This window comes from Corynebacterium bovis DSM 20582 = CIP 54.80, assembly GCF_030408615.1.
In the GTDB taxonomy this organism is placed as follows: domain Bacteria; phylum Actinomycetota; class Actinomycetes; order Mycobacteriales; family Mycobacteriaceae; genus Corynebacterium; species Corynebacterium bovis.
In genome coordinates this window covers 1,248,499-1,269,496 of record NZ_CP047187.1, presented here as the reverse complement: position 1 = coordinate 1,269,496, position 20,998 = coordinate 1,248,499, and the positions used below count along the sequence as shown (strand labels likewise).

General features: G+C 73.3%; 19 protein-coding genes and 4 tRNA genes. 11 read left to right on the top strand and 12 right to left on the bottom strand.

Features of this window, described 5'->3' with window-relative positions; genetic code table 11:
* Positions 1-7: 7 nt before the first annotated feature.
* The 6 genes from CBOVI_RS05045 to msrB all read left to right on the top strand — a co-directional run bounded on the left by CBOVI_RS05045 (position 8) and on the right by msrB (position 2,257).
* A tRNA-Val gene (locus CBOVI_RS05045) sits at positions 8-79 on the top strand.
* A 29-nt stretch (positions 80-108) separates the two neighbouring features.
* Positions 109-184 (top strand) — tRNA-Gly (locus tag CBOVI_RS05040).
* A 23-nt stretch (positions 185-207) separates the two neighbouring features.
* Positions 208-279, top strand: a tRNA-Val gene (locus tag CBOVI_RS05035).
* A gap of 34 nt (positions 280-313) precedes the next feature.
* Positions 314-389: transfer RNA gene (locus CBOVI_RS05030), tRNA-Gly, on the top strand.
* A 117-nt stretch (positions 390-506) separates the two neighbouring features.
* Complete coding sequence (locus CBOVI_RS05025) at positions 507-1,781, top strand: glycosyltransferase family 87 protein (RefSeq protein ID WP_244925647.1); 1,275 nt, start codon at positions 507-509, stop codon at positions 1,779-1,781.
* Positions 1,778-2,257 (top strand): peptide-methionine (R)-S-oxide reductase MsrB, encoded by a 480-nt coding sequence (gene msrB / locus CBOVI_RS05020; protein ID WP_083826099.1) that lies wholly within the window; start codon positions 1,778-1,780, stop codon positions 2,255-2,257. Before CBOVI_RS05025 ends, msrB begins: the two co-directional genes overlap by 4 nt.
* 99 nt (positions 2,258-2,356) lie before the next feature.
* On the opposite strand, the gene hemQ is transcribed toward msrB, so the two are convergent.
* From hemQ to hemE, 3 genes are all read right to left on the bottom strand, one after another.
* Entirely contained in the window at positions 2,357-3,058 is a 702-nt protein-coding gene (gene hemQ, locus CBOVI_RS05015; RefSeq protein ID WP_010272623.1) for a hydrogen peroxide-dependent heme synthase, read from the bottom strand.
* A gap of 266 nt (positions 3,059-3,324) precedes the next feature.
* Positions 3,325-4,776 (bottom strand): protoporphyrinogen oxidase, encoded by a 1,452-nt coding sequence (gene hemG / locus CBOVI_RS05010; protein WP_237698735.1) that lies wholly within the window; start codon positions 4,774-4,776, stop codon positions 3,325-3,327.
* A 138-nt stretch (positions 4,777-4,914) separates the two neighbouring features.
* Positions 4,915-6,126: a uroporphyrinogen decarboxylase gene (hemE, locus tag CBOVI_RS05005; protein WP_183273720.1), complete on the bottom strand. Its 1,212-nt coding sequence runs from the start codon at positions 6,124-6,126 to the stop codon at positions 4,915-4,917.
* A gap of 94 nt (positions 6,127-6,220) precedes the next feature.
* Between hemE and CBOVI_RS05000 the strand changes: the two genes are divergently transcribed.
* Together CBOVI_RS05000 and CBOVI_RS04995 are read left to right on the top strand one after the other, a co-directional pair.
* Positions 6,221-6,871 carry a DUF3000 domain-containing protein gene (locus CBOVI_RS05000; RefSeq protein WP_010274704.1) on the top strand — a complete coding sequence of 217 codons (651 nt, stop codon included), beginning with the start codon at positions 6,221-6,223 and terminating at the stop codon, positions 6,869-6,871.
* A gap of 15 nt (positions 6,872-6,886) precedes the next feature.
* Positions 6,887-8,215, top strand: coding sequence for a ribonuclease D (locus CBOVI_RS04995; RefSeq protein ID WP_010274707.1), 1,329 nt, complete (start codon positions 6,887-6,889; stop codon positions 8,213-8,215).
* Between the two features lie 63 nt (positions 8,216-8,278).
* On the opposite strand, the gene dxs is transcribed toward CBOVI_RS04995, so the two are convergent.
* The 5 genes from dxs to dut all read right to left on the bottom strand — a co-directional run bounded on the left by dxs (position 8,279) and on the right by dut (position 14,136).
* Complete coding sequence (gene dxs, locus CBOVI_RS04990) at positions 8,279-10,195, bottom strand: 1-deoxy-D-xylulose-5-phosphate synthase (protein ID WP_010274710.1); 1,917 nt, start codon at positions 10,193-10,195, stop codon at positions 8,279-8,281.
* Between the two features lie 246 nt (positions 10,196-10,441).
* Complete coding sequence (locus tag CBOVI_RS04985) at positions 10,442-11,782, bottom strand: class I SAM-dependent RNA methyltransferase (RefSeq protein ID WP_125186695.1); 1,341 nt, start codon at positions 11,780-11,782, stop codon at positions 10,442-10,444.
* Entirely contained in the window at positions 11,779-12,501 is a 723-nt protein-coding gene (locus CBOVI_RS04980; RefSeq protein WP_083826057.1) for a DUF3159 domain-containing protein, read from the bottom strand. The genes CBOVI_RS04985 and CBOVI_RS04980 overlap by 4 nt, the downstream gene beginning before the upstream one ends.
* Positions 12,498-13,457, bottom strand: a complete 960-nt coding sequence (locus CBOVI_RS04975; RefSeq protein WP_125187063.1) for a DUF3710 domain-containing protein — start codon at positions 13,455-13,457, stop codon at positions 12,498-12,500. The genes CBOVI_RS04980 and CBOVI_RS04975 overlap by 4 nt, the downstream gene beginning before the upstream one ends.
* A 130-nt stretch (positions 13,458-13,587) precedes the next feature.
* On the bottom strand, positions 13,588-14,136 hold the full coding sequence (gene dut, locus CBOVI_RS04970; RefSeq protein WP_010272527.1) for a dUTP diphosphatase: 549 nt from the start codon (positions 14,134-14,136) through the stop codon (positions 13,588-13,590).
* A 137-nt stretch (positions 14,137-14,273) separates the two neighbouring features.
* On the opposite strand from dut, the gene CBOVI_RS04965 reads away from it, so the two are divergent.
* Positions 14,274-14,813 carry a DUF3093 domain-containing protein gene (locus tag CBOVI_RS04965; protein ID WP_010272525.1) on the top strand — a complete coding sequence of 180 codons (540 nt, stop codon included), beginning with the start codon at positions 14,274-14,276 and terminating at the stop codon, positions 14,811-14,813.
* A gap of 85 nt (positions 14,814-14,898) precedes the next feature.
* Here the strand turns inward: CBOVI_RS04965 and CBOVI_RS04960 are convergent, their stop codons facing one another.
* Positions 14,899-15,198, bottom strand: coding sequence for a DUF4193 domain-containing protein (locus CBOVI_RS04960; protein ID WP_010272523.1), 300 nt, complete (start codon positions 15,196-15,198; stop codon positions 14,899-14,901).
* A gap of 292 nt (positions 15,199-15,490) precedes the next feature.
* Here CBOVI_RS04960 and ppgK point away from each other — a divergent pair, with 292 nt between their 5' ends.
* Both ppgK and CBOVI_RS04950 read left to right on the top strand, forming a co-directional pair.
* Positions 15,491-16,270 carry a polyphosphate--glucose phosphotransferase gene (gene ppgK / locus CBOVI_RS04955; RefSeq protein WP_010272521.1) on the top strand — a complete coding sequence of 260 codons (780 nt, stop codon included), beginning with the start codon at positions 15,491-15,493 and terminating at the stop codon, positions 16,268-16,270.
* A 202-nt stretch (positions 16,271-16,472) separates the two neighbouring features.
* Complete coding sequence (locus CBOVI_RS04950) at positions 16,473-18,284, top strand: RNA polymerase sigma factor (protein ID WP_232625876.1); 1,812 nt, start codon at positions 16,473-16,475, stop codon at positions 18,282-18,284.
* Between the two features lie 190 nt (positions 18,285-18,474).
* Here CBOVI_RS04950 and CBOVI_RS04945 read toward each other — a convergent pair whose 3' ends face one another.
* The 3 genes from CBOVI_RS04945 to CBOVI_RS04935 all read right to left on the bottom strand — a co-directional run bounded on the left by CBOVI_RS04945 (position 18,475) and on the right by CBOVI_RS04935 (position 20,989).
* Complete coding sequence (locus CBOVI_RS04945) at positions 18,475-18,921, bottom strand: hypothetical protein (RefSeq protein WP_010272517.1); 447 nt, start codon at positions 18,919-18,921, stop codon at positions 18,475-18,477.
* A gap of 116 nt (positions 18,922-19,037) precedes the next feature.
* Positions 19,038-20,750: a DEAD/DEAH box helicase gene (locus CBOVI_RS04940; protein WP_183273721.1), complete on the bottom strand. Its 1,713-nt coding sequence runs from the start codon at positions 20,748-20,750 to the stop codon at positions 19,038-19,040.
* Positions 20,747-20,989: a DUF3039 domain-containing protein gene (locus CBOVI_RS04935; protein ID WP_010267823.1), complete on the bottom strand. Its 243-nt coding sequence runs from the start codon at positions 20,987-20,989 to the stop codon at positions 20,747-20,749. Before CBOVI_RS04935 ends, CBOVI_RS04940 begins: the two co-directional genes overlap by 4 nt.
* Positions 20,990-20,998 lie beyond the last annotated feature (9 nt).

The following is a 20,998-nucleotide window of genomic DNA, read 5'->3' as shown; positions in this document are numbered from 1 at the left end:
GTATCACGCGCGTTTAGCTCAGCGGGAGAGCGCTTCCCTGACACGGAAGAGGTCACTGGTTCGATCCCAGTATCGCGCACGAACCGGCGGTCGATGACCGTCCGGTACGCGGATGTAGCGCAGTTGGTAGCGCATCACCTTGCCAAGGTGAGGGTCGCGGGTTCGAGTCCCGTCATCCGCTCCACGTTCCCCTCCGGGGGAACGCCCGCGCGTTTAGCTCAGCGGGAGAGCGCTTCCCTGACACGGAAGAGGTCACTGGTTCGATCCCAGTATCGCGCACAGTCCGGCCGGGCCCCTCGGGTCCGGCCGGTTTGCGGATGTAGCGCAGTTGGTAGCGCATCACCTTGCCAAGGTGAGGGTCGCGGGTTCGAGTCCCGTCATCCGCTCCACAGTCCAGGCCGGCACCCCACGGTGCCGGCCTGCCGCACGTCCGGGGCTCCCCCGGCCCACCTCCGCCAGGGTGGCGCAACCCGATCCCCGGACAGTCCCCGGCTACACTCCCACTCGTGACTAGCACGACGTACCATTCAGCCACTCCCGCGCCGAGTCAGAGAACATCCACGGTTCTCGCGTGCGTGGCGTGGCCCGTCGCGATCATGACGTTCCTCCACCGCGTCTTTCTCGTGCCACAGAACGCCCACCCGACGGACGACTTCACGACGGTGTTCTCCGCACTCACCCGGTTCCGGGACGGCGTTCCGGTCTACGACGAGAACTACAGCTTCGTCGACCCGCACTACCTCTACTCCCCCGGCGGCACGCTGCTCCTCAGCCCGCTGGCGTGGCTGCCCGGCCACGACCTCGGCCGGCTGGTGTTCATCGTCGCCAACGCGGTGGCCGTCGTCGTCGCCCTCGCCCTCCTCACCCGGATGTGCGGACGCCCCCTGCGCGGCGGGACGTGGCCGGTGGCCGTCGCACTCGCCTTCATGACCGAGTCCGTGACGAACACCCTGCTGTTCTCCAACATCAACGGGGTCCTGCTCCTGCTCGAGGTCCTGTTCATGCTGTGGCTCCTCCGGGGACGCACCGTCCTGTCCGGGGTGGCCCTCGGCCTCGCGATCACGGTGAAGCCGATCTTCGCCCCGCTGCTCGTCCTCCCGCTCCTACGCGGCCGGTGGGCGACCGTCGTCTCGGGGATCGCCGTCCCGGTCGTGTTCACCGCCGCCGCGTGGCCGCTGACGGTCCGCCCCGGCGACTACGTGCACACCGTCATGCCGTACCTCGGGGTGGTGCGGGACTACGCCAACTCCTCCCTGTCCGGGGTGGGGGTCTACTACGGTCTGCCGCCCGCACTCACCCTTATTCTGCGCGTACTCACGATCGTTCTCGTCGGCCTGTCTGTCGTCCTACTCCTGCAGTGGAGAAAGTCCGATGAACTGCTGTGGGTGACCACCTCGTCCGGCGTTATTCTCACCGGTGTCTTTCTCGCGAGCTCGCTCGGCCAAATGTACTACTCGATGTTGATCTTCCCGATGGTCTTCACCGTGGTCCTCCGCCGCTCCGTCATGCACAACCCGGTGGCCTGGTTCGGTCTGTACCTGTGCCTCTCCCCCGACGTGTGGAGTTCCGACAGGTGGGTCTGGTGGGGCCGCATCGCGGAGTACACCCGCGGCACCGTCGGCTGGGGCCTGATCGTCATCGCGGTCGCCGCCACGGTAGTAGTCTGGACCGTCCGTGAGCGGGGTCGGCCGGCCGGTCCCCACCGGCCCACGGCCGACTCCCCCGCCACCCCTGCACCCGCACCGACCGCACCGAACCCCCTGGAGGGTCACCGACCATGACACAGCCGTCAGAGACGCCCGAGCCCCGCTCGTCCGGGACACCGGAGCCCACGCACCGCGTGGGAGCCATCGAGGACTTCTCCGCCCTCACCGACGACCAGTGGCGTGAGCGTCTCTCCCCCGAGGAGTTCCACGTCCTCCGCCGCGCGGGGACGGAGGCGCCGTTCCGCGGCGAGTACACGGACACCACCGCACCGGGCGTCTACCTGTGCCGGGCGTGCGGCGCCGAACTGTTCCGCTCGACGGAGAAGTTCGAGTCCCACTGCGGCTGGCCGGCGTTCTTCGACCCCGCCGACAGCGACGCCGTCATCACCCGGGCCGACGACTCCCTCGGCATGCGACGCACCGAGGTGCTCTGCGCCCGGTGCGGCAGCCACCTCGGCCACGTCTTCGAGGGCGAGGGGTACAACACCCCGACCGACCAGCGCTACTGCATCAACAGCATCGCGCTGCGGATGGAGCCGGCGGCCGACTGACCCGCCCCCGCGGAGCAGCGCCGCATGCCCCCACCCCCGGCACCGCAGCCCCCCCGCGGACCGGCGCCGCAGCCCCCCCCGGCGCCGCTCACGACCGCGTCACGGCAGGGAGGCGACGAACCCCGCGATGTCGTCGTTGACCCGGCGCCCGGTGAAGAACGGGATCTCCTCGCGGACGTGCCGGCGGGCCTCGGTGTACCGCATGGTGTACATGAGGTCCACGATGCGGTCGAGCGTCGGCGACTCGAAGGCGAGGATCCACTCGTAGTCACCGAGGGCGAAGGCGGGGACGGTGTTCGCCCGCACCTCGTCGTAGCCCCGGGCGGCCATGCCGTGCTCGGCGAGGATCTTCCGGCGCTCGTCGTCCGGGAGCAGGTACCAGTCGTAGGAGCGGACGAACGGGTAGACGGAGATCCAGTCGCCCGGGTCCTCACCCATGATGAACGACGGCAGGTGGGACTTGTTGAACTCGGCCGGCCGGTGGAGCGCGGCGTTGGACCACACCGGGTCGCAGAGCTGGCCGATCGTCGTCTCCCGGAGGAAGCGCTTGTAGGCGGACTGGAGGTCCTCGAACTTCTCGGCGTGCCACCAGATCATGAGGTCGGCCTCGGCGCGCTGGCCGGTGATGTCGTAGACGCCGCGGATGGTGAGTTCCTCGTCGTCGTAGGAGCGGATGAACGCCTCGAGGTCCGCGGCGACGGCCGCCCGGTCCTCCGGGAGCTCACCGTGACGCACCGAGAACACGGACCACATCGTGTACTGCAGTTTCTCGTTGAGGCTCGTAAAGTCCAGCTTCGCCATCGCGGGGTCTCCTTCGGGTACGCCGGGTGTCCGGCGGGATGGGGTGGGTGCGGGGACGGTCGTGCGCGCGGCCCTCGGCCCCGCCCGGGTGCCGGGTCTCGGGTGCCGACGCCGCCACTTCCGCGGCGGACCGTCTTCCCCTCAAACTTACGTCGGTCCGCGGGCGCAGGGTCAGCGGGGTGACGTGGGGTGCGTCACAGGTCCGCACCCCCGCCCCCGCGCGGCGGGGTCACGTCGGATGATCCACCAGGGCGTGGTGGGGACCGTCACAACTCCGCGGCGATGCTCCGCGCGGCCTCCCGGCCCGAGACGGCGCACGCCGGGACCCCGACCCCGTCGAGGAACGAGCCCGCGAGCGCGATCCCCGGCACCGCGTCGACGGCGGCGCGGGCGATGCCCGTCAGCTCGGCGTGGCCGACCCCGTAGCGGGGAAGCCCACCCCACCACCGCTGGACGAAGATCTCGGCCGGGTCGGGACACGGTCCCAGGACCGTCCGCAGGTCACGGAGGGCGTAGCCCAGCAGGTCGTCGTCCGGGGCCTCGACGAGGCTGTCGTCCCCGAAGCTGCCGAAGCTCGCGCGGACGAGGTCCCCGCCCCGCTCCCCGAGGTGCGGCCACTTCCGGGAGGAGAAGGTGAACGCCTTCGCCGCGGTCGGCCCCGACGTCCCGATGAGCACCCCGGAACGGTCCGGCAGGAACGCGTCGTCGAACCTCATCCCGACGACGGCGGAACTCGCCAGGTCCACCGCCGAGAGGATCTCCGCGGCGTCGGGCACCGTGTCCGCGAGCAGGACCGCGGCCGTCGGGGCCGGGGTCGCGACGACGACCGCGTCGACCTCACCGACCGGCTCGAGGTAGAACCCGCCCCGGTAGCGGCCGATCGACTCGACCGCGGTGTTGAGCTTGATCTCCGCGTCCGCCCCCGCGGCGAGGGCGCGGACCAGGGACCGGTAGCCGCCCCGCAACGCACCGAACGCCGGGGGCCGGGTCTCCCCGGCCGCGGGCGCCGGACGGGCGTCGAGCACCTCGCGGACCGCCGCGCCCAGCGAGACGGGACGCCCCGCCGTCGCGAGCCCGTCGAGCGCCTCCGCCAGCTGCGGCACGGTCGCCCGCAACCCCAGGTCGTCCGCGTCACAGGAGTACACGCCGCCGAGCAACGGCGAGACCAGCCGGTCGACGACCTCCCGCCCGAAGCGGGCCCCGACGAGCTGACCCACGTTGACGTCGTCACCGGGCACCCACGGCAGGGGCTCCGCGTCCCGCTCGGCGTCGACCGCACGGCACGCCTCCGCGGACACGACCCCGGCGACCGCGGCCCCCTCGGCGGGGACACCCATGACCGTCGCCGAGGGGATGTCGGTGAGCTCACCGTCGACGAAGAACGCGCTGCGGGCACCCGACGGGGACACGAGGTCACCGGACAGCCCGAGGTCGTCGATGAGACGGGTGAAGTCCTCCCGTCGCGCGAGGAACGCCTCCGCCCCCATGTCCACCGGGCCCCCGTCGAAGTCGACGGTCTTCAGCTTCCCGCCGAGGCGGCCGTACGCCTCGAGCAGGAGGATCCGCGTCCCGGAGCCCGTCCGGCGCCGCAGCTCCCACGCCGCGGCGAGACCGGACACCCCGCCGCCGATGACGGCGACGACCGGTCGACGGCCTCCCCGCCCCCCGACGGCCCCGCCGCCGACGCCGCTCATGTCCTCTGCCCTCGATGCGCCCACGTCACCGGGTCCTTTCATGTCCTTGCCCCACGGGGCCGGTCTTGTTCAGGTCTCCCGCACCAGTCTCTCACGGCCGGCCCGGCGCCGTGCGGGGGACGCCCGGCGGCCACTCCCGGCCGCCGGGCCGGGTCCGGCCGGTCAGCGCGCGTGCACGCGCTCGAAGACGCGGGTGATGACGTCCGGGTCGGTGTCCGGCAGGACCCCGTGGCCGAGGTTGAAGATGTGGCCCCGGGCGTCCCCGCGCTCCACCGCGTGGTCCGCCTCCGCGCAGATCCGGTCGACATGGCGGCGGACGGCGTCGTCCCCCGCGAAGAGCACCGCCGGATCAAGATTGCCCTGGAGAGCCGGCACCTGCCGGGAGGGGTCGCCGGACCGGACCGCCTCCGCCACACGCCCGGCGGCGGTGTCGAGCGGCACCCGCCAGTCCACGCCCATGACGTCCGGCCCGGTCGCCGCCATCGTCCCCAGCAGCTCGCCGGTGCCGACGCCGAAGTGGATCGTGGGGATGCCGTACGGCCGCACGGCCTCGAAGATCCGGCGGGTGTACGGGGCGACGAGCCGGTCGTAGTCCCGGACGCTGAGGTGCCCGACCCACGAGTCGAACAGCTGCACAGCGTCCACCCCCGCCTCCGCCTGGACGGTGAGGAAACGGATGACGGTCGGGGTCAGCGCGGCCATGAGCGCGTGCCACAGGTCCGGGTCGCTGTAGGCCAGCGCCTTCGTCCGCTCGTGGTTCCGCGACGGCCCTCCCTCGATGAGGTACGACGCGAGGGTGAACGGGGCGCCGGCGAAGCCGATGAGCACCTGGTCCGGACGGAGCTCCCCGAGGACCCCGCCGATCCCCTCGACGACCGGTGCCAGCTGGTCCTCCGTCACCGTCGGCAGGGCGGCCACATCCGCGGCCGTGAGCACCGGGTGCTCGACGACGGGACCGCGGCCCGCCACGATGTCGACGTCGACCCCCGCCGCCTTGAGCGGGACGACGATGTCCGAGAACAGGATCGCGGCGTCGGCGTCGTGCCGCCGCACCGGCTGCATCGTGACCTCCGCGAGGATCTCCGGGGTGAAACAGGCCTCCAGCATCCCCGTCCCCCGCCGGATCTCCCGGTACTCCGGCAACGACCGGCCGGCCTGGCGCATCATCCACACCGGACGACGGGACGGGCGGTCGCCGCGGGCGGCGGCGAGGAAGGGCGCGTCGTGCGCCGCCCGCCGACGCGGCGACGGCTGCGGCGCCGCGGCGTCCGACGCGGGGGCCGAGCCCGGTACCGGCCCCGTCCCGGCGGCCCCGGGCCGCTGGTGGAGGGCATCTGACGTGGGCGTCGACGGGTCGGCAGGCGTGTCGGTCATGGGGCCGATTATGCCAGCGCCACCGGTGGACGCCGAAACGCCGACTCGGCGCGCCTCCCCGGGGGCCGGCGGCACCCCCGTTACATTGACCCCCGTGAGAGCAGAGACCGAGATCCCCGAGACGATCCCCGAGAACTTCCGCCTGGCTGTGCGCTCCATGCACGAGGCGCCGGTCCGCAGCGGAATCACCGTCACGGAGATCCGTCCCCCGCGGAAACTGGCCCCGCTCAGCCACGCCGTCGGCCTCGAGGTCGACCGCGGGCTCTCCGAGGACGAGCTCCTCGCCGCCGCCGAGCAGGCCGCCCGGCCGACCGCCGTCACGCCGGGCCGCGCCGTCCCGGCCCCCACCGACGGCGACGCCTTCGGCCGGCTCATCCTCCTCCACGACCCGCGGACCGAGGAGCACAGCGGCGGCGCGATGCGCCTCGTCGCGTACGTGCAGGCCGACATGGACGACGCGGTGGCCTCCGACCCCCTGCTCCCCGACGTCGCGTGGGACTGGCTCACCGAGGGCCTCGCCGCCGGCGACGCCGACGTCACGGACCTCGGCGGCACCGTCACCTCGACCGCGTCGGTCCGGTACGGCTCCATCGGCGGCCCGCCCCGCGCCCACCAGCTGGAGATGCGGGCCTCGTGGACCGCCGGCCAGCCGGACCTCAGCGCCCACGTCCGCGCCTTCTCCGAGGTGCTGGCCAACGTCGCCGGACTCCCGCCCGAGGGCGTGGCCGTCCTCGGCCGGAACTGAAACGTCGCACCGCCCGTGGTCACGCGCATCACCGCCCCCGCGGACGGGCTGCCGCCCCTCCGGGACACGCCCGCGTCCGTCGCCGAGGTCGCCGGGATCCTCGCCCGGGGCCACGGCCCGGTGGCCGTCGACACGGAACGGGCGTCGAGCTACCGGCTCGACGACAGGGCGTTCCTCATCCAGCTCCGGCGCGCCGGCTCCGGCACCGTGCTCATCGACCCGGAGACCGTCCCCCGGGAGACCCGCGGACTCGCGACGGTGATGAACGGGCTGCCGTGGGTCCTCCACGCCGCGCACACCGACCTGCCCTGCCTGGTCTCCCTCGGCTGGCGCCCGGCGGAACTCCACGACACCCAGATCGCCGGGAAGCTGCTCGGACTCGGCCAGGTCGGTCTCGCGGGCATGCTCGAGGAGATGCTCGGCGTCACCGTCGCCAAGGACCACGGCCGGGACGACTGGTCACGGCGACCCCTCGGCACCGACCTCCTCACCTACGCGGTCCTCGACGTCGAACTCCTCCTCGACCTCCACGACGAGGCCCGGCGGAGGCTCGACGAGGCCGGTCGCGCCGCGTGGTACCGGCAGGAGTGCTCCGCCGTCCTCGCCACGGCCGCCCACCCCGTCGCGGTCCCCGGCTGGCGTGAGCTCAAGGGCGTCGGGGCGTTGACCTCCCCCCGGAGCCTCGCCCTCGTGCAACGGCTGTGGTACGTCCGCACCGTCGCCGCCGTCGGCGCGGACCGCCCGCCGGCCACGGTCCTGGCGACATCGGACATCATCGCCGTCGCCTCCCACCCGGCGAGGGCGCGCGAGACCCTGGCCGCGGTCCTCGCCAGGCCCGGACGTGGCCGCGGCCGGCCGGACCGGAAGCTCACGGTGTTCGGCACGTCCCTCGAGGAGGCGCTGCACCGCGCCGTCGACGACGCGCTCGGCGAGGACCCCGCGTTCCTTCCCGTCCCGTTCCGGAGCCGCGGCACCGCGGTCCCCGACCACCGCACGTGGCGGGAGGAGTACCCGCTCGCCGCCGAGATCAGCGACGGCTTCCGCGCGTGCGCGGAGGACGTCGCCGGTGACCTGGGCATCGGGGTGGACACCCTCATCGTCATGAAGACGCTCCGGTCGGCGGCGTGGACGTGCGCCACGGGCGCGCGGGAGGTCCTCCTCCGGGACGCCCGGCTTCGGGACCCGGACGTCGACCCCGACCCGGTCGGGGTGCTGGAGGACTTCGTCACCTCGGTCCTCGACCAGCGGGGGCTCCGGCCCTGGCAGTGCGGGCTGTTGGCCCCGGGCTTCGTCGCGACGGTCGCGGACGCGGTCGGCGGCGACCCGGGGGCCGGGCTCGACTGAGCCCCGACCGGGCACCGTCGCCGCCGCGGGTCTGACGGCCGTCCCCCGGGGCCGTCGACGACGTCAGTCCGCCTCCGGGGTCCCCCACAGGTTCCGGGTCCAGTCCAGGACCCGCTTCTCCACGCCGTCGCCGTCCATCCCGAGCTCGACGAGCACCTCGGTGCGGCTGCCGTGGTCGAGGTACTCCTGCGGGACCGCCACGTGACGCACCGGCGTGTCGACCTCGGCCTCGTTGAGCGCCTGCTGGACCGCGGACCCCGCCCCGCCGTGGACCCCGTTGTCCTCGAGGGTGACGACGAGGTCCGCCTCCCGGGCGAGGTCGACGACGGTCTCCGGCACGGGCAGGACCCACGTCGGGTCGACGACGGTGACGACGTGCCCCTCCGCCTCGAGCGCCCGCGCGGCCGCGAGCGCGGACCCGGAGAGCGCCCCGACACTGACGATGAGCACCCGGTGCCCGGACGCGCCGGCCGCCGGGGTGTCCGTCGTCTCGAACAGCACGTCCGCACCCTCGAGCGAGCGCACCGCCTCGACGTCGCCCGGCACCGAGCCCTTCGGGAACCGCACGACGCTGGGGCCGTCGGAGATGGCGAGGCACCGGCCGAGGGCCTCCCGCAGCCGCCGACCGTCACGCGGCGCGGCGACGTGGATCCCCGGGACGATGCCGCACACCGACAGGTCCCACACCCCGTTGTGCGACGCGCCGTCGCTACCGGTGACACCGGCCCGGTCGAGCACGAGCGTCACCGGCAGGTGCAGCAGGCCGACGTCCATGAGCAGCTGGTCGAAGGCACGGTTGAGGAACGTCGAGTACACGGCGACGACCGGGTGCATGCCCCCGAGGGCGAGACCGGCGGCGGAGGTCACCGCGTGCTGCTCGGCGATGCCCACGTCGAAGGTCCGCTCCGGGTGGTGGCGGGCGAACTCCGCGAGGCCCGTCGGCCCGGCCATCGCCGCCGTGATGGCGACGATGTCCTCCCGCTCATCGGCCGCGGCGATGAGCTCCCGGGAGAACACCCCGGTCCACCCCGGGCCGGAGGCCTTCTTCGGCTCGCCGGTCACCGGGTCGATGACACCCGTCGAGTGCATCTGGTCGGCCTCGTCGTTCTCCGCCGGGGCGAACCCGTGGCCCTTCTTCGTCACGGTGTGGACGATGACCGGGCCGTTGTAGTCCTTCGCGTACCGCAGGGCGTTCTCGACCGAGCGCAGGTCGTGGCCGTCGACGGGGCCGATGTACTTCAGGCCCAGGTTGGAGAACATCTCGTGCGGGATGACGGCGTGCTTCACGCCCTCCTTGAGGCCGTGGATGACCTGGAAGGCGCGGTCACCGACCCACCCCATGCGGCCGAGGGAGTTCTTCCCGGACTCCATGACCTTGTCGTACGCCGGCTGGAGCCGGAGCGACGCGAGGGTCTCCGCGAAGCCGCCGATCGTCGGCGAGTACGACCGGCCGTTGTCGTTGACGACGACGGTGATCGGGCGACGCTTGCCCATCGCGATGTTGTTCAGCGCCTCCCACGTCATGCCGCCGGTGAGGGCGCCGTCCCCGACGACGGCCGCGACGTGCCGGTCCGACTGGCCCGTGAGTTCGAAGGCCTTCGCCAGGCCGTCCGCGTAGGAGAGCGACGCCGAGGCGTGGGAGGACTCCGTCCAGTCGTGCGGGCTCTCCGCGCGGCAGGGGTAGCCGCTGAGGCCGTCCTTCTGACGGAGGGTGTCGAAGAGGTCGCGGCGGCCGGTGAGGATCTTGTGGACGTACGCCTGGTGACCGGTGTCGAAGATCACCGGGTCCCGGGGGCTGTCGAACACCCGGTGGAGCGCGATGGTGAGTTCGACGACACCGAGATTCGGGCCCAGGTGGCCGCCGGTCGCGGAGACCTTCTCGATGAGGAAGGACCTGATCTCCCCCGCCAGGGTCTCCAGGTCCTCCTGCGGGAGCGCCCGCAGGTCCGCCGGTGTGGAAATCGTCTCGAGGATGGACATTCGCGCTCTTACGTCTCCGTCCCGTGTCGTCTGTCGTCGTCGGCGGTGGAGCCCGCGACTGCGACCCGGGCGCCACCGGCCCTGCCGCGGTCCGGCTCGCCGCGTGGGGGCCGTGACCGGGGCCGGGCCCGTCATTCCCGCCATCTTACGGCCCGTGGGGACCCCAACGGTATTCGCTCACCCCGGACGGGACGTCGGTCAGGTCTGCAGCCGGGGCCCCGGGAGCGGCCCGAACCGCACGCCGTGTCACTCGCCCGCGTCGGACGTGGGCGTCAGGTGCATGAGGACCTCCACGTGATGGGTGAGCCCGAAGGCGTCCACGACGGTCAGGGCCTGCAGCCCGTACCCCTCCTCACGCCACGCGGCGAGGTCGCGCGCACCGGTCGCCGGGTCGCAGGCGACGTGGACGACGTGCCGGGGCCGGGCGGCGGCGACGCGGCGCACCGTCTCCGCGCCGGCACCGGTGCGGGGCGGGTCGAGGCAGACGACGTGCAGTCCGCCCCGGGAGCGCAGACCGTCGATCCGTCGGTCCACCGCCCCGTCGACGAACCGCACGTCGAGGTCCCCGAGGGTCGCCCGTCCGGCGGCCGTGGCCCCCGTCGCGACGTCGACGCAGTCGACCCCGCCGTCGACCAGCCCGGCGAGCGTCGCGGCGAACACGCCCGCGCCGCCGTAGAGGTCCCACCCGCACCCGGGTCCGGCCGGGACGTGGTCCCTGATCCACCGCGTGTACAGCTCCGGTGCCGCGCGGTGCGCCTGCCAGAAGGCCTCGGCGGGGGTCTCCCACGCGCGGCCGTCGACGACGTGGCGGACGAGACCGCGGGGGTCACCGGCACCGTCGGGGCCGGCCCCGGTCAGGACCCGCCGCCGCGTCCGCGACCGGGGTCCGCCGATCTCGACGGCGGCCCAGCCCCCGTCCGACCCGACGGCGACGCACACGTCCGTCCCCGGGTCCGCACCGGCGGCGTCGCAGGCCGTGACGGCCTCGACGAGGGCCGGGCTCCACTGCGCGCACGGGGCGCCGGCGACCGGCACGAGGTCGTGTCCCCCACGCCGGCGCGCGCCGAGCCGCCCGTCGGCGTCGACACCGAGCCGCACCCGGGTCCGGTACCCGGTGACCGGCTCCGGCTGGGCGGACGTGACGAGGCCCCCGGTGGCGGCGTCCGGCGTGAGGTCCACGTGCCCGATCCGACGCATCTGGTCGACGACGACGCGCCGCTTGAGCGCGAGCGCCCCCGCCGGCGTCACCGTGTCCAGGTCGCAGCAGCCGGCGCCCGCCCGGGCGGCCGGGCACACGGGGTCGACGCGGTCGGGCGACGGGTCCGCGACGGCGACCGCGTGGCCCGTGCGGAAGCGGCGCCGGCTCCGGGAGCTGCTGGCGGGGTCGAGCTCGACCGTCACCCCCCGCTCGTCCGGGAGCGCCCCGTCGACGAAGACCACCTGCCCGTCGAGCCGGCCGATGACCGCCCCGCCGTGGGCGGGTCCACCGACGTCGAGGACGACGGTCTCCCGCGGCGTACCGGCACCTGCGCCGGCACCGTCACCGGCGGTCGACCGGTCACGGTCGCCCCGGCCCGCCGGGGTCACCGCTCGGCCCCGTCGGCACGCCGCACGGCCCAGACGGAGATGAGGACGACGACGACGGTCAAGGGCACACCCATGACGATGCGCGCGACGCCGAGGGCGCCCGTCGAGTCCTGGGCGTAGAACCACTGCTGGACGGCGAAGCGGGCGAAGAAGACCACTGCCCACGCGAGCGTCGCCCACGTGTACGCCCGCACGGCGACGCGGTTCGAGCGCCACCGGTGCCCACGGCCGTTGACCGCGTGCCACAGCGCCCCGACCAGCGGCCACCGCACGACGCACGACACGACGAACGCGATGCCGGCGACGAGCGAGTACCAGATGCCGTACGCGAAGTAGCCCTTCGCGTCCCCGACCCACCAGGCGATGAGCGCACACACCGCGACGCCGAGGAGCCCCGACACCGCCGGCTGCACCGTCTCCCGCCGGACGAGCCGCCACGCGAACACCGCGAGCGCGACGACGACGGCGGACACGATCGCCGGGGTCAGCCCCCAGCGGGCGTTGACGGGGACGAGCACGAGGACCGGCAGCACCGACGCGACCATGCCGCTGAGGCCGCCCATCTGCTCGAGCACCGTCCCGGCGCCCTTCTCCACGGGTTCGTCCGTGATGTCCGCGAGGTCCCCGCGGGCCGCGCCGACCCCGGGCCGCTCCGGCGCCGGCCGCCCGTCACCCGGCCCGTCCACGTCCGTCGGGTCACGGTCGAGGTCGCCGGTCATGACGCCCCGCCCGCGGGACGCCCGGTGCCGGCGTCGGACCCCGGCCCCGGCTCACCGCCGTCGACCTGCTGGCGGGGTGTCGCCCCGCCGGTGCGCTCCGGGCCCCGGGGTGTCGGGGCCGCACCGCCGCCGTCGGCCCCCGGCGTACCACCCTGGACCTGGGCCGCGGCCTGGGCCTGCTGCTCGGCGAGGGCGCGCTGCAGCTCCTCCGCCATCGCCGCGGGGATCGTCACCGGAAGAGGCGTCCCCGCGGGGATCGGCTCGGTCCCGCGGACGACGAACGTCCGGGCGAGCACCTCCCGGGCGAGCTCGGCGAGCGCGTCCCGGGACGACGCGGGGCCGGCGAGGGTGAGGCGGAGCATCCACCGCGGGCCGTCGACGCCGATGATCCGCATGGCGCCGTCGCCGGCCTCGGCGAGGACCTCGTCGCCCCACGGTCCCCGGCCCACCTCGACGGTCATGCCGTCGGCGCGCATCCCCTCGACGATGTCGGGGATCGCCTCCTGCCACAGGCCACCGGCCCGCGGCGCGGCGAAGGCGACCGGCGTCAACCGGCCGTGTTCGCAGATGACGTGGATCATCTGCGGGCCCTCCGGCCCCATCTCGACCTGCACCTCGGCGGTGTGGGGAACGGGGACCATGATCGAGCCGAGGTCCAGGCCGCCCTTCGCGAAGTCCGAGAAGTCGAAGTCGGTGTAGCTCACGGAGTCACCGTCGAACGGGCCGTACTCCCCGTTGACCGGGTCGTAGTCGTCCGCCGGGCCACCGGCCGTGGCCGCCGTCGCCCCGGCCGACACGGAGCCGCCGCGGGGGTCCCGGGTCGCGTCCCCCGTCCGCCCGGGGGCGTCGGCCGTCCCGGTCACGTCGTCACCGCGGGTCTCGCCCGGGGCGACGGTCCGGCCGTCCGCCGGGTCGTCCCCGGTGCTGTCCTTCTTGTTCGATCCGAAAGGCCACATGTCGCCTCCGCCTCCTTCAACGTTGCTGCCTGGTCCACGCCTGGTCGTGGCGGACACCGCTCAGGGTGTCACCACGTGCTGCTGCGGTCGGTGCCGGTGGGGTCCCGTCGGCCCCCTCCCGGGTGAGGGGTCACGTCCCGCTCGACCCGTGGCCGCCGTCCCCACGTTCACTCTCCCCCAGGTCCGCCGCATCCGCGACCTCCTCGACCTCGCAGAGCCGGACGTCCTGCACGAGGAACTGGGCGATCCGGTCGCCGCGGGCGATCGTCACGGGGGTCACCCGGTCGAGGTTGATGAGGCAGACCTTGATCTCGCCCCGGTAGCCGGCGTCCACCGTGCCGGGCGCGTTGACGATCGACAGCCCGTCCCGCCACGCCCGACCCGACCGCGGGTGGACGAGGCCGACGGTGCCGGGCGGCAGGGCGACGGCGATGCCCGTGCCGACGAGCTCCCGCTGTCCGGGCTGCAGGGTGAGGTCCTCCGTGGAGTGGAGGTCGATCCCGGCGTCCCCCGGGTGTGCCCGGCGGGGCAGCGGCAGGTCCCGGTCGAGCCGGTGGACGCGGAGCGGTTCGTCACCGCCGCCCAGCCCGGTCCCCCGCCCGCCGCCGGTCGTCGGGGCGGAGGATGTCGCGGTCGTCGCGGATGCGGTCACGGTGTCGCTCGGGCTGGGGTCATTCATGGGCCGTAGTCTACGGCAGGTCCGCCGCGCCGCCATCCGGCGCCGGGGTCCGGGGCGGTGCCGGGGGGCCGGCCGCGGACGGCCGGGGTCGCCCGACGGGGAGCGTTGACCGGCCGGGGCACCCCCGGGGGCTAGACTTGCTCACCGTGACTTCCACCAGTGACCCGACGTCCGGTTCCGACGCCGCAGACGGCCACAACGGGCCGTCGCGCTCGCGCGTCCTCTACGAGGAGACCCAGCGCGTCCCCTTATCCTGGTGGCTTCTCGCGCTCGGTGTCTCCGCCCTCATCGGGTGGCAGAGCCAGATGTCCCGCCCCACATGGGTCGGGGTGGTGGCGTTCATCGTCGTCATGGGCCTGGCCGGGTGGGCCCTGTGGTGGATGTCCCGCACGCGCATCCGCGTCGTCACCGACGACGACGGCGAGCGGTGGCTCGACGTCGGTGACGCGTCGCTCCCGGCCTCCGTCGTCTCGCGGACGATGGTCGTCCCCCACACCGCGAAGAGTGCGGCGATGGGCCGGCAGCTCGACCCCGCGGCCTTCGTCGTCCACAAGGCGTGGGTCCCGACGATGGCGCTGCTCGTGCTCGACGACCCGGACGACCCGACCCCCTACTGGCTCGTGTCCTCGACCGCCCCCGACCGCCTGCTCGCGGCCCTCGACCGGCCCGTCGTCTGACCCCGGGTCACGACGCCACCCCCTCCGCCGGGCCTGCTGCGGCACCCTCCTGACCGCCGTGCGGTCGTGCGCTCCCCCGCTCGACTCAGGCGCAGTCGACGCAGATGTACGTGCCGTCGCCCTCGTCCTCGGCGATGCGGCTGCGGTGCTGGACGAGGAAGCACACGCTGCACGTGAACTCGTCGCTCTGCCGGGGGATGACGGAGCCGGAGAGCTCCTCACCCGACAGCTCCGCCATCGGGATGTCGAAGGGTTCGACGATGTCGCCGTCGTCGGTGTCGTCGACGGCGGGTTCCGCCTTCTCCGCGGCCTTGAGACCTTCGAGCGAATCCGTCTCGATCTGCTCGTCGGTCCGCGTCCGCGGTGCGTCGTAGTCCGTGGCCATCGTCATCTCCTCGGTGGATCGTGGTGTCGTGTGAGTGCGGAGGGCACGGCCCGATTCCGGCCGGCCGACGACGGTGAGCCCCGTGTCGGGCACGGAATCGGCGGTGCGTCGTTCGCGGATACTAAATCACTCGGGAACGGTTGTCACATCACCCCCGTCGGCGACCCCCGCGGGGGTTCCTCCCGCGCCGGCGACCCGCCCCTCGACGCGGGCTACGCGCGGGCCCGCTCTGACTGTACGATCAGGCTCCATGGCATCAGCGGCAGCAGCGGCACACACGGAAGGGCACGGCGTGGCAGAGGGTTCGGGAACGCAGTCACCGGAGATCGGCTTCGGTGTCGACATCGGCGGGAGCGGCATCAAGGGGGCCGCCGTCGACTACTCGACGGGCGAGTTCACGACCGACCGCATCAAGATCGAGACCCCGCGACCGGCGACCCCCGACGCCGTCGCGGAGACCGTCGCCCGGCTCCTCGACGAGGCCGGGTGGGAGGGCCCCGTCGGGCTCACCGTCCCGGCGGTCGTCCGGAACCAGACCGCCGAGTCGGCGGCCAACATCGACCCGACGTGGATCGGCACGGACGTCGACGAGCTGTTCCACCGGCACCTCGGCCGGGACCGCACGATCACCGTCCTCAACGACGCCGACGCCGCTGGCATCGCCGAGGTCACCTACGGGGACCCGCGGGCACGGTCCGGCTCGGTCATCATGCTGACCTTCGGCACCGGCATCGGCTCAGCCCTCCTCATGGACGGGCACCTGTTCCCGAACACGGAGCTCGGGCACTTCCCCTACGCGAACGGCGAGACGGAGACCTGGGCGTCGTCCGCGGTCCGTGACCGCGAGGAGCTCTCGTACAAGGAGTGGGCGAAGCGGGTCGACGGCGTCCTCCACGAGTTCCGGCGCCTCTTTTCCCCCGGGACGTTCATCGTCGGGGGCGGGATCTCCCGCAAGGCCGAGAAGTGGATCCCGCACCTGACCGTCGACGCCGAGGTCGTCCCGGCGGAGCTGCGGAACCGTGCCGGCATCGTCGGCGCCGCCCTCGCGGTGCGCGACGGGCTGCGGCCCTGACCGTCCGTCCTCGTCCCGGTGACCGGCCCGAACGGGCAGGACCGGCCGGCACTGGGTTATAATGTGAGGTCTGTTGTGCGCAGCAAGGAATTGACGCTCTCAGAGGTCGGTGACTCCGACCCACGACCGTCCTGCCGCACTCCGTAGGAAGCACACGCACCACGGTGCGTCACAACACGTATCTGTACTGGAAAGGGCTTCTGTGGCAGCGAACGATCCGTCCACCCACGGCACGACCCCGGCCGGCCGGAAAGTAGCGAAGAAGACCGCCGCCAAGAAGGTGGCACGCAAGGCGGCGTCGCCGGCCGCGCGGACGGTCACGGAGTCACCCGCCCCGACGACGGCGGCCCCCGGGGTCACCGACGCGGAGGCAGCTGCCCCCACGGTGGCCACGGGGTCGACCGCTGCCCCCGCCGACGCCGGCACGGCGACGGCGGAGGCGACGACCTCCACCCCGGCGAAGAAGACGGCGGCCAAGCGGACCGCCGCGAAGAAGACCGCGGCCAAGAAGGCCACCGCGCGGAAGACGCCCCGTGCGGCGACCGCCTCGGAGGCCCCGGCCGACACCGCACGCGCCGGTGAGGCGGAGGCCGCCGCCGACGAGGCCCCGGCCGCCACGACGACCACGAAGAAGGCCGCCGCGAAGAAGGCCACGGCCAAGAAGACGGCCGCGAAGAAGGCTGCGCCGAAGAAGACCGCTGCGAAGAAGACGGCGGCGAAGAAGAACGCCGCCGCGAAGAAGACCGCCGCACAGTCCTCCACGTCCCCCGCCGGCCCGGACGGCCCCCTCGACGTGTCCGACGACCTCGTGGCGGACGCCACCGAGGTCGACGGGATCGACCCGGTGGACGACGTCGACACCGCCACCGACGTCCCCGACGAGGACGACGTCGACGACGTCACCGTCGTCGACGACCTCGCCGACGACACCGACACCGACACGGTGGACACCGTCGACGGTGTCGAGGCCGACGACACGGACGACGCCGCGGACACCGGCGACGAGGACGAGGACGACGACGAAGGCCGCTTCGTCTGGGACGAGGACGAGTCCGCGGCGCTGCGCCAGGCCCGCAAGGACGCCGAGCTCACCGCCTCCGCCGACTCGGTCCGCGCCTACCTCAAGCAGATCGGCAAGGTCGCCCTGCTCAACGCCGAGCAGGAGGTCTCCCTCGCCAAGCGCATCGAGGCCGGCCTCTACGCCCACCACCGGCTCTCCGAGATCAAGGCCGCGGGCGAGAAGATCTCCCCCATGAACCGGCGAGACCTGCGCGAGATCGAGCGCGACGGGCGACGGGCGAAGAACCACCTCCTCGAGGCGAACCTCCGCCTCGTCGTCTCCCTCGCGAAGCGGTACACCGGGCGCGGCATGGCCTTCCTCGACCTCATCCAGGAGGGCAACCTCGGCCTCATCCGGGCCGTGGAGAAGTTCGACTACACCAAGGGATACAAGTTCTCGACGTACGCCACATGGTGGATCCGCCAGGCGATCACCCGCGCGATGGCGGACCAGGCGCGCACGATCCGCATCCCGGTCCACATGGTCGAGGTCATCAACAAGCTCGGCCGGATCCAGCGGGAGCTGCTCCAGGACCTCGGCCGCGAACCGGCCCCGGAGGAGCTGGCCCGCGAGATGGACATCTCCGTGGACAAGGTCCTGGAGATCCAGCAGTACGCCCGCGAGCCGATCTCCCTCGACCAGACGATCGGCGACGAGGGCGACAGCCAGCTCGGCGACTTCATCGAGGACTCGGAGGCGGTCATCGCGGTGGACGCGGTGTCCTTCACCCTCCTCCAGGACCAGCTGCAGGATGTCCTCCACACGCTGTCCGACCGTGAGGCCGGTGTCGTCAAGCTGCGGTTCGGCCTCACCGACGGGATGCCCCGCACGCTCGACGAGATCGGCCAGGTCTACGGGGTGACGCGGGAGCGTATCCGGCAGATCGAGTCGAAGACGATGTCGAAGCTGCGCCACCCCTCCCGGTCCCAGGTGCTCCGGGACTACCTGGACTGACGCCGGTCACGACCCGCCCCCGGGTGTGTCGTGGTCCCGGTCCCGGCCCGGCCTCACCCCCTGGGGTGCGTGGCCTCGACCCCGGCCCGGCACGACCTACCACGCACGACCTGCCACGCCCGGCCTGCCCCTTCCCCCTGCCCCGTCCCCGGGGTGCCGCGGTCTCCCGCGCGGCTTCCCGCGCGCGGGGTCAGGGCTGCCCGCCGGCCTCCCGGCACCGGGTGAGGGCGTCGCCCGACATCCCCGCGCACCGTTGCGCGACATCCCCCGCCGCGTTCGTCACGACGGCCGCCACCGCCACGGCGAGAGCGGCCATGACGAGCGCGGCGACGGCGTAGCCCCGCGGCGTGCCCCGCCGCATCGCGACGATGAGCGCGACGAGGGCGACCGCGACCGCGACGACCCCGGTGACGAGGCCGATGAGCGGCAGCATCGCGGCCGGCAGGGCGAGGATCGCGATGATGAGCGCCGCGAGCGACAACCCCGAACTCCGCACCGGCGTCACGGCCCGCCCGGCGGTCCCCCCGCCGGTGGCGCGACCGGCGCGGGCCGATCCCCCTCGCGGCCGGTCACCCGCACCGCGGTCACGCACCCGGCCGCGGTCGAGGTCGGAGTAGTCGGGTCGGTCCTGTGCCATGGGTGTGTCCTCCACGTCTCGGGGGCTGTGCTCGGTGGCCTGCCCGGACGCAGGCGGAGCGGGGGTCCGGTGCGCGCGGCGCCGGTCGGTTCCCCACCCTATCCGACCCGACGCCCTCACCAGGTGCGCAGGTACGCGATGCGGTCGCGGAGCTGCTCCGCCGTGCACAGGGCCGTCGCCGGTCCCCCGCAGTTCCGCCGGGCCTCGTTGTGGATCGCCCCGTGCGGCCGGCCGGTCCGGGCCGAGGTCATCGAGACGAGCGCGTTGAGCTCCTTGCGCAGCGCCGGCAGTTCCTCACTCGCCACCCGGCCCTGGTGCTGGCGCGCGCCGGCGGACTCCGGCTGTGCCGCGGCCGCGGCGCGGGCCTCGCGCTCGGCGGCCTCCGCCCGGGCCCGGGCGTCGAGCTGGGCGGCCTGCCGCTGCCGGAGCAGCGTCCGCATCTGCTCGGCGTCGAGCAGCCCCGGCAGGCCGAGGTACTCCTCCTCCTCCTCGCTGGAGCCGGCCATCGTCGCGGTGCCGTACGTCGACCCGTCGTAGATGAGGCTGTCGAGCTCGGCGGAGGCCTCGATCGTCTCGTACGACGTCAGCTCGTCCTTCTCGTTCTCCTCGCGGTTGGCCTGGGCGAGGAGTTCGTCGTCCCAGCCCTCCTTGGGCCGGTCCGGCTTGCCGAGGACGTGGTTGCGCTGCCGTTCGAGCTTCGAGGCGAGGTCCAGCAGGACCGGCACGGAGGGGAGGAAGACGCTCGCGGACTCGCCGGGGCGGCGGGCACGCACGAAACGCCCGATGGCCTGGGCGAAGAACAGGGGGGTCGAGGCGGAGGTCGCGTACACGCCGACGGCGAGCCGCGGGACGTCGACCCCCTCGGACACCATGCGCACGGCGACCATCCACTCGTCGGTGGAGGCGGAGAACTCGTCGATGCGGTCGCTCGCCCCGGCCTCGTCGGAGAGGACGACGGTCACGGGTGTGGAGCTGATGCCCTCGAGGATCTTCGCGTAGGCGCGGGCCGTCGTCGTGTCGGAGGCGATGACGAGCCCGCCCGCGTCGGGGATGGACCGCCGGAGCTGCAGCAGCCGCGTGTGCGCACCCTGGAGGACCGCCGGGATCCACTCCCCCCGGGGGTCGAGTGCGGTGCGCCACGCCCGGGCCGTCTGCTCCGCGTTGAGCGGCTCGCCGAGGCGGGCCTCGAACTCCTCCCCCGCGCTCGACCGCCACCGGGCCTGCCCCGAGTACGCGAGGAACACGACGGGACGGACCACGCCGTCCTTGAGCGCCTGGGAGTAGCCGTACGTGTAGTCGGCGTCCGACACGGGTCCGACGTCGCTGTCGAGGTACCGGACGAACGGGATGGCGCTGTCGTCGGACCGGAACGGTGTCCCCGTGAGGGCGAGGCGGCGCTCCGCGTGCTCGTAGGCGAGACGGACGCCGTCGCCCCAGCTCTTCGCGTCACCCGCGTGGTGGATCTCGTCGAGGATGACGAGGGTCCGCTTCGCGGTGGCGACCTGGTAGTGCTTCGTCGGCTTCATCCCGACCTGGGCGTACGTCACGGCGACCCCGTGGTAGGAGGGGTTGACCGGCGACGAGTTCGTGAACTTCGCGTCGATGGCGAGGCCCTGCCGCGCCGCCGACTGCGCCCACTGCACCTTGAGGTGTTCGGTGGGGACGACGATGACGACCCGCTGGACGACGTTCGTGTCGAGCAGCATCCGCGCGACCGTCAGGGCGAACGTCGTCTTCCCGGCCCCCGGGGTCGCGACGGCGAGATAGTCCCGCGGCGCCTCCTCGACGTATTTCTCCAGGGCCTCACGCTGCCAGACGCGGAGGCTCACCGCTTCCGCAGCCCCTTGTAGATCCGTTCACAGTCCGGGCACACCGGCGAGCCGGGCTTCGCCTGCTTCGTGACCGGGAAGGTCTCACCGCACAGGGCGACGACCATCTTCCCCATCACGGCCGACTCCACGATGCTGTCCTTCTTCACGTAGTGGAAGAACTTCGGGCTGTCGCTGTCGGTGGCCTTGTCCTCGCGGACGTCGGGCCGCTCGATCGTTGTCGTGCTCGGGGTACTCACAGGGACCCA

Bases quoted from the DNA above. Each gene is read 5' to 3' on its own strand.
- msrB (WP_083826099.1), top strand. From the start codon at position 1,778: ATGACACAGCCGTCAGAGACGCCCGAGCCCCGCTCGTCCGGGACACCG.
- hemQ (WP_010272623.1), bottom strand. From the start codon at position 3,058: ATGGCGAAGCTGGACTTTACGAGCCTCAACGAGAAACTGCAGTACACG.
- hemE (WP_183273720.1), bottom strand. From the start codon at position 6,126: ATGACCGACACGCCTGCCGACCCGTCGACGCCCACGTCAGATGCCCTC.
- dxs (WP_010274710.1), bottom strand. From the start codon at position 10,195: ATGTCCATCCTCGAGACGATTTCCACACCGGCGGACCTGCGGGCGCTC.
- CBOVI_RS04980 (WP_083826057.1), bottom strand. From the start codon at position 12,501: ATGACCGGCGACCTCGACCGTGACCCGACGGACGTGGACGGGCCGGGT.
- CBOVI_RS04975 (WP_125187063.1), bottom strand. From the start codon at position 13,457: ATGTGGCCTTTCGGATCGAACAAGAAGGACAGCACCGGGGACGACCCG.
- dut (WP_010272527.1), bottom strand. From the start codon at position 14,136: ATGAATGACCCCAGCCCGAGCGACACCGTGACCGCATCCGCGACGACC.
- CBOVI_RS04960 (WP_010272523.1), bottom strand. From the start codon at position 15,198: ATGGCCACGGACTACGACGCACCGCGGACGCGGACCGACGAGCAGATC.
- CBOVI_RS04945 (WP_010272517.1), bottom strand. From the start codon at position 18,921: ATGGCACAGGACCGACCCGACTACTCCGACCTCGACCGCGGCCGGGTG.